We start from the raw sequence: 6,346 nt of genomic DNA on the forward strand, positions 1-6,346 counted from the left end.
CTCTTCCAGAAGCCAGTGAATCCGGACTGTGGAGTTCAGCGCTTTGTGGTGGCGTTCTGCGCCAGATTCCTTGATCCGTGCCGGCGGGTGGTCGTCCGCTTGCGGGGTGCCCGTAGGCGGAACCCTCACCGGGTCAGGTGCTGCTTGACCTTGTTTTGCGGTGGCCTGCGGTGGCCTGCTTTGGCAGGCCAATATCCGCCCTGATGGGACCGTGAAAGTGGAGGTGGCGCTTGAACGGGCGGAGCAGGCGGTCGCGCAGTTCCAGAGCGAACCGCAGGCGGTTGTGGCGGTCGCGGCCTTCCACAGTGCTGCGCTGGCCCTCTTCGGCCCGCTACTCACCAAGTTGAACGCCCCGGGCCGGCCCGGCGTTACCTTGAGCGACTTCGACGTAGCCCAGGAAAGCTTCCCCGCCCTCACCCAGGATCACGACCTGGTCATCGCCCGCCGGTGGACAGGCAGTCCGCCGTGGCCGGGATCGGTGCGCGTGGAACCGCTGTTGTTCGAACCCCTGGACCTCGTCATCCGCAAGGACCACCGGCTGGCGGCCAAAGACTCCATTGACCCAGAAGACCTCCGCGGAGAAACCTGGGTGGCCGTCCACCAGGGGTTTCCTCTCGAGAACGCCATCGAACAAATCGCCGGCATTGGAGGCGCCGAAGCGCGCATCGCGCACCGGATCAACGAATTCTTCGTCGCCGCTGCCGTAGTCGCCGCCAGCGACTGCGTGGCATTGATGCCCCGCTACACCACCGATATGCATCATCATCCGGACCTGCTCCTCCGACCGATTTCCCGCCTTGGAACCGGCCGGCACATCGACTGCCTCGGCCGCCCCGAAACACTCGAACGAGCGAACGTGAAAACCGTCCTAGCCCTACTCCGGGCCATCGCCACCAGCCCCGCTGCGCCGCCACTTTCTTCTTGAGACCGTGGCAAGGGGAGCCATAGGGGCGAAGGTCGGAGGAGCCCGCATCGGGTTCCTTTGGTGCGGCCCGCGTTCCGTTGGCGCCCCGCAGCCGCTCCCGTCAGTTGCCTCGTAAGCCGCTCCTTCAGCGGACAGTCTCTCGACCCTAAGGCCTGGCAATACAGGCTAATTGGGCAGATTCGGGTGTCAGTCTTTCTTCAGTTCCTCGGCGAGCATTACGAGAATTCCGCTGGGGCCGCGGAGGTACGTGAGTTTATAGACGTCCTTATAGGTCGCCACACCGCGTAGCGGATGGCATCCGTGCTTTGCAGCCACCTCGAGGGCCTTATCGATGTCGTCTACCGAGAAGGCCACGCGGTGCATGCCAATGTCGTTGGGACGAGTCGGGTTCGACTCGATCGCTTCGGGATGGATGTATTCGAAGAGCTCGAGTCGACCATGACCATCTGGGGTCTGGAGCATCGCGATATTGGCATGGTTTCCATCAAGTCCATCGGCAGTATCGGACCACTCGCCGCTGACCGTGTCACGGCCGATGAGTGTCAGACCGAGATCGGTGAAAAAGGCGATTGCCGCTTCGATATCGCGAACAGCTATACCCACATTCTCAAATTGGATGGCCATGCGTTGAAAGCTACCAAGGCGGAGCGATTAGCTCCAGTGGCGAGGCGCCACTGTCTGTCCGTTGGCCGGTCCTCCACCGGGCACCCCACCGTCTACTTTGCTGTTTTCTTAGGGGTGGAGGTTGCCTCGCCCGTCCTGCAACCTTGCCTTGTCGGCCAATCTCGACTGGTAATGGCCATCACGGGATGCCCGATGGAGAATGTCGCCATGGGCGGATCGATGTACGAGCGTAGGGACGTTGTCCCGCACGACTCCCTGCGTGACCGCATTTGGGCCGAACTAGAAGCCTTCGGACCCTACGCAGTCCGCACGGACACAAAGGGAATCGAGCCGGGCAGCGTTCCTACGCCCGTACTTCGTGGCACAACCGGAGAGACTGTCGTTGCACACTTCGCCCTGGCTTCAGGACCGGCTGCCGGAGCCGACGCACCAGAGTTCCTGGCGACCTTTAAGCCAAGTCGACCCGGCCCCCGTCACGCAGCATTCCTCAGCACAGCCCTTGCCACCGAAATGACCGACTTTGCCAGGAGGCGGTTGCTCTCGGGCCTCGCCGACACCCTCAGATCTATCAGCCTCACGCAAGGCACCGCACATAGCGTGAACGTCGACGGCGACGTCGACGTCGACCGCGTCCTCGGTTGGGCCCTGCTCACGAACGGCGCAACTGGAATAGCCTGTGAACACCATGACCGGGTAATTATGTGGCTTGGAACGGAGCACGCGGTCATGCCCGAGTCAATCTATACAAGGACGATGGGCAGGCCCAATGTGACCGGGCGTATTTGCTGAGCACACCCCAGGGCATGTCCTGCTTCCTTCAATTGGGGTTAGACCGAGTCGGGCTAAGCTGGCGGCCATGGCGTACGGGGGAAATGAAAATGGGCCGCGGTTGGCCACCTGGGTAGCATTGGGCGGATTCCTGCTTGTGGTGGGTTATGCAGTTGCTGGCGCGCTACAGGTGCTTGTCTGGAATCCTCTGGCGGCTGTTCCGGGCGCAACGCTTAGTGAAATCCATGCTGTTATGGACCGGGCGAATGAATCGCTTTCAGGCCCGACAGTTCTCATCTGGGCGGCCGTGGGAAGCTTGTTGGGCGCAGCCGTTCTGATTGCCGCACTGAGGCATGCCCTTTCATGGAATACAACTGCAGCCCTCAACCTGTTGCTGCTGGCGTTGGGAGCACCAGCACTTTGGATGGCCTCATTCCCGGCCGGTATGGGCCTGGCTGATGCCTTTGCAATATCAGGCGGGGACTACGCGCCTTGGGGCAAGGTGCTCTATGCCGTCAGCGCCATTTCGCTGGCAGCGCTGGTCGCCCTCGTCGTACGCATGAATCGCACCCCAGAGGCACGATCAGTTTGACTCCTCCTCGCACTGTTGACTTGTTCCGGGTCATCCACGGTCGCCTCACGAATCTGCATGGAGACAGCGCATTGGGCCAGTAGGGCACGTCTCCTAATTCCTTGAGCCAAATGGTGATGGCGCGGAGGACGACTCCGCCGCGGTAGGTCAGGGCGAGCTTGTCGTACCGGGTGGCGGGGCCGCGCCATTGCTTGAAGATGTTGAAGGACCGTTCGACGACGTTTCGTCGCTTGTATGCTTCAAACTGTTAGTCCGGAACCCCCCTGCCGGCCGGAAGCCGTCGGAAACTGGCCTTTTCCGGGATTGTTACTCCGGCGGCCGCGGCCGCAGCGAGAAGACCTGCAGCCAGCCCTGCGCGGCCGTGGCCCGGGCTTCAGAGTTTCCGAACCCCGCGGTGTGCTGCCTGTACGGCAGCCCACCGTGCTTGGTTCGCGGCCTTTTTATTCCCTGTCAGTGTGAGGACAACTGCGTGGGCCATCTCGGGCATATTGGGGGACTTGGGTTCCTCTGTTCTTCCGTGCAGCTGAGACGTAGCCTGAAGTCACCATCCGGAAAGGCCAGAAGCCGAAGGGGGAACACCATGACCATTCCGCCGCAACACGAACCAGCGCCGTTCCCGCCAGACCCTGTTCCTGCTCCGGGATCCCCGGATCCGACGTCGCCTCCGGCGCCGGCACCGCCACCGGTTCCTGAGCCGGCTCCTGCTTCGCCGGACCCGACGTCCCCGGTGCGTCCGGGCCCGGGTCCCGTACCGGATCCGGGACCACCAACAGAGGATCCCACCCACCGGTCCTGAAGGCCGCGGCCGGGAGCCCGCCGCCTCCGGGACTGAAGGGGCAGGAATCTGATCAGGACCCCCGACCAGCGGAAGTGTGACGATCCCGACGCTGCCCCCAATCTTTGAATCGTCTTTCAGCAGTCGCTCGGCCTTATGCAACGCCTGCTCGGACTCGTGCCTGGCCACCGGGATGTCCTGGGGGCCGGGTCCGTCAGTTCGGTCTTGTCCGTTCGGTCTCGTCCGCCGGGGTCGAGAGCACGAGCACGATGGTCTGAAGTTCTGCGCGCAGTGTGTCGGTATCGACCGCTGCGCTGGCCAGGACTGAGCGTTCCAGGTGGCGTGCCTTTTCGCGTGCAGAGATGCCGGCGTCGGTGATGGAAACGACCTGGCTGCGGCGGTCGGACTCGCTGCGTTGTCGCCGGACGAACCCATGGGCCTCCAGCCCCGTGAGGGTCTTGCCGATGGTCTGGGCCTGGACCCTGACGATCTGCGCGAGTGCAGCCTGGGTCATATGCCCGCTGGCCGCCAGGACGTCCAGGGCGATCACCCCGGCATGCGTCAGCCCGATATCGCCGATCTTCTCATTCCACGCGTACTCAACGAGCCGCGCCGCGGTCGATAACAGGCGGCCGGTGGGCCACAGTCTCATATCAGGCATAGGCGCAGTATGGAACCGGCCGGTCTGCACGGACGGTGCTTCCCGTCCGTCAGTGGTCCGTGGGGTCATTTGGCCAGGTCCTGCATCAGCCAGACCATTGCATCGTTCCTGGACGTGAAGAAGCGGGTGGGACATGGCGGGATGTGGACACCCAGGAAGAAGTTTGCCAGAACTCGGTCGACCGGACTGGTGCCGAGCAAGGCGATCCGGGAGGCTGCACAAGGGATAGAGAAAACAGCGCGGGCATGACGGTGCACGGACTCCGTGGTCGCCATGTCGACCAGCATTGGGTATTCCGACCCCTTGCCGGCCTCATTAACGGCAGCCATTGCCGCATGGGCATCGACAGCGTCGATGTTGACTCTGTCGTTCCAGACAAGGTGGATTATCCCGTCGGCCTTGAGTTCCACGGTACCTTTGCCGCCTTCGACCGCCATGGGTTCCATTGTCCGCCTCTCATTCCCCGGCTTTAGGTACCGAGTCCGGGCTGTGTCGCGTCAAAGAACTATTGCTCCGGCGGGGGTGTTCGGGTTCCTTCTGCCTTGGCCCGGAGGAAGTCCAGGTCCTCCCGGGAAAGCGTTGCCTGCCCGTGCTGGTCACAGTCAGCGCTTACGCCGGTTTCCTGGCAGATCGTTTCGGCCAGGGTGCGCGGCAGGATCAGGCAGCCGGGGTTGTCTGTGAGCCATTGCCGTGTGGCGGGGCTGAGCCGGTCCCAGTGATCCCGAATGTTCATCGCCATTGATGCTGCCTTCCTGAGGGGACCCGGAGCCGATCCCGGGCTCCGGTACTTGGTTGTGAGCACAGGGTAGGCCCGGCGGATCGGTGAAGAACACTGGTCGGAGGGGTGTCGGTGCCGGGGTTCTGTTGGGAGGGGGTCAGTAGGCGTGTCGGTTGCGTGCCTGGCCGATGGCTCCTTGGAGGAACAGAACACGGTTGAGGACGTCCGCGCGTTCTTGGGCCGAGTAGACGGGGACCTGTTCGGTGTAGGAGTAGCCGCGTGCCTGGATGTGGACGGCGATAAATCCGCTGATGCGGGTTTCACGGGCCAGCAGGAAAAGCAGGCTCAGCAGAAAGAACCAAATGAAGAGGAAGACCATCACGATGGCCCACGCTGGGGTGTGGGTTGTCGTTGAGGTCTGGTCTGAGGTAGTCACGTTCACGTCAGCGAGTGGCCACGTACCGGCCGGCGTGATGACGTGCTGCTCGGTGACGTGCACGTTGCCGATACTGAGCAAAAGCGGCGGCACACCAGGTGAACGGACGGGGTCTAGGGTCATGGATTCTGACTCTAGCAGCGAGGACACGCTCCGGTTCCATGCTCCCCTCCAAGGTGCTGCCTATTTGCCAGCCCATGCAGAAGGCTACCCAACTCGCCAGCACTGCACTGTCCAGCACAACACTCAGATGGGTAGCCCACAGCAAGCATACCGTCGCTACCTGTCAGCCCACGGAGTGCGGTGCGGCTCCTGTGGCCGCTTGTCATGTTCCGCGCTGCGGTCACTCCGCGTGGAGGTTGGATCTGAACTGGATGATCCTCGTCGCACAGGCGGCGGCAACGAGGATGGCGGGAGGGCTGTGCACAATCACCGGCAGCTTCAGGCGAGCGATGGGACCAAGGGCGGGCCTGGCGGTTGTGTGCAGCTGGGCCGTTGGTCCCTGTCGTCCACGCGTTCAGGGCTTGTGCCGTTCGCCTCTTCCCGGTCCAGGAGTTTCTTCCCGGCCCGGTCCAGTGCCACCGCGTGATGGTTGCTCTTGCCAACGTCAACGCCGATGAAGACGTCGACGAGTACCTACGCCAATCCCAACGGCGCTGGTCCTGTCCCCATTAGCGATCCCGTGGCGCCTATCGGACCCCGGTGACCCCCGGATCAGGCGCTTCGCGCATCCGTTGCGGACGGCCTGCCGCTGCGGAGTTCCCCGCACCAGCCTTCACAGCATGTCCGGGGAACTCTGTCTCCAGGGAGGAGTTCAACCGCCTACACCTGGCGCGCCGCTCTGGCG

Annotated in this window: 8 protein-coding genes and 1 pseudogene; 3 read left to right on the forward strand and 6 right to left on the reverse strand. The window is 63.1% G+C overall.

Features of this window, described 5'->3' with window-relative positions:
* The first annotated feature begins 160 nt into the window (after window positions 1-160).
* A complete protein-coding gene (locus ABIB51_RS20670) occupies window positions 161-925 on the forward strand; it encodes a LysR substrate-binding domain-containing protein (protein ID WP_354191228.1) in 765 nt (254 codons plus the stop codon).
* A gap of 186 nt (window positions 926-1,111) precedes the next feature.
* Here ABIB51_RS20670 and ABIB51_RS20675 read toward each other — a convergent pair whose 3' ends face one another.
* On the reverse strand, window positions 1,112-1,549 hold the full coding sequence (locus ABIB51_RS20675) for a VOC family protein (RefSeq protein ID WP_354191229.1): 438 nt from the start codon (window positions 1,547-1,549) through the stop codon (window positions 1,112-1,114).
* Window positions 1,550-1,741: 192 nt separating this feature from the next.
* Between ABIB51_RS20675 and ABIB51_RS20680 the strand changes: the two genes are divergently transcribed.
* Both ABIB51_RS20680 and ABIB51_RS20685 read left to right on the forward strand, forming a co-directional pair.
* The gene (locus ABIB51_RS20680) at window positions 1,742-2,338 is read left to right on the forward strand and encodes a hypothetical protein (RefSeq protein ID WP_354191230.1); all 597 of its coding nucleotides are present in this window, start codon (window positions 1,742-1,744) and stop codon (window positions 2,336-2,338) included.
* Between the two features lie 100 nt (window positions 2,339-2,438).
* Window positions 2,439-2,909 carry a hypothetical protein gene (locus ABIB51_RS20685; protein WP_354191231.1) on the forward strand — a complete coding sequence of 157 codons (471 nt, stop codon included), beginning with the start codon at window positions 2,439-2,441 and terminating at the stop codon, window positions 2,907-2,909.
* Window positions 2,910-2,997: 88 nt separating this feature from the next.
* Here the strand turns inward: ABIB51_RS20685 and ABIB51_RS20690 are convergent.
* The 5 genes and pseudogenes from ABIB51_RS20690 to ABIB51_RS20710 form a co-directional block, all read right to left on the reverse strand.
* Window positions 2,998-3,144: pseudogene (locus tag ABIB51_RS20690) on the reverse strand (IS5/IS1182 family transposase); the annotation flags it as partial.
* A gap of 754 nt (window positions 3,145-3,898) precedes the next feature.
* Window positions 3,899-4,345, reverse strand: a complete 447-nt coding sequence (locus ABIB51_RS20695) for a MarR family winged helix-turn-helix transcriptional regulator (protein ID WP_502916187.1) — start codon at window positions 4,343-4,345, stop codon at window positions 3,899-3,901.
* A 65-nt stretch (window positions 4,346-4,410) separates the two neighbouring features.
* Window positions 4,411-4,791 (reverse strand): DUF7793 family protein, encoded by a 381-nt coding sequence (locus ABIB51_RS20700; protein WP_354191232.1) that lies wholly within the window; start codon window positions 4,789-4,791, stop codon window positions 4,411-4,413.
* A 59-nt stretch (window positions 4,792-4,850) separates the two neighbouring features.
* Complete coding sequence (locus ABIB51_RS20705) at window positions 4,851-5,084, reverse strand: hypothetical protein (protein WP_354191233.1); 234 nt, start codon at window positions 5,082-5,084, stop codon at window positions 4,851-4,853.
* 136 nt (window positions 5,085-5,220) lie between these two features.
* The gene (locus tag ABIB51_RS20710) at window positions 5,221-5,622 is read right to left on the reverse strand and encodes a hypothetical protein (RefSeq protein ID WP_354191234.1); all 402 of its coding nucleotides are present in this window, start codon (window positions 5,620-5,622) and stop codon (window positions 5,221-5,223) included.
* Window positions 5,623-6,346: the final 724 nt, after the last annotated feature.

It is taken from the genome of Arthrobacter sp. UYCu712 (genome assembly GCF_040547005.1).
In the GTDB taxonomy this organism is placed as follows: Bacteria; Actinomycetota; Actinomycetes; order Actinomycetales; family Micrococcaceae; genus Arthrobacter.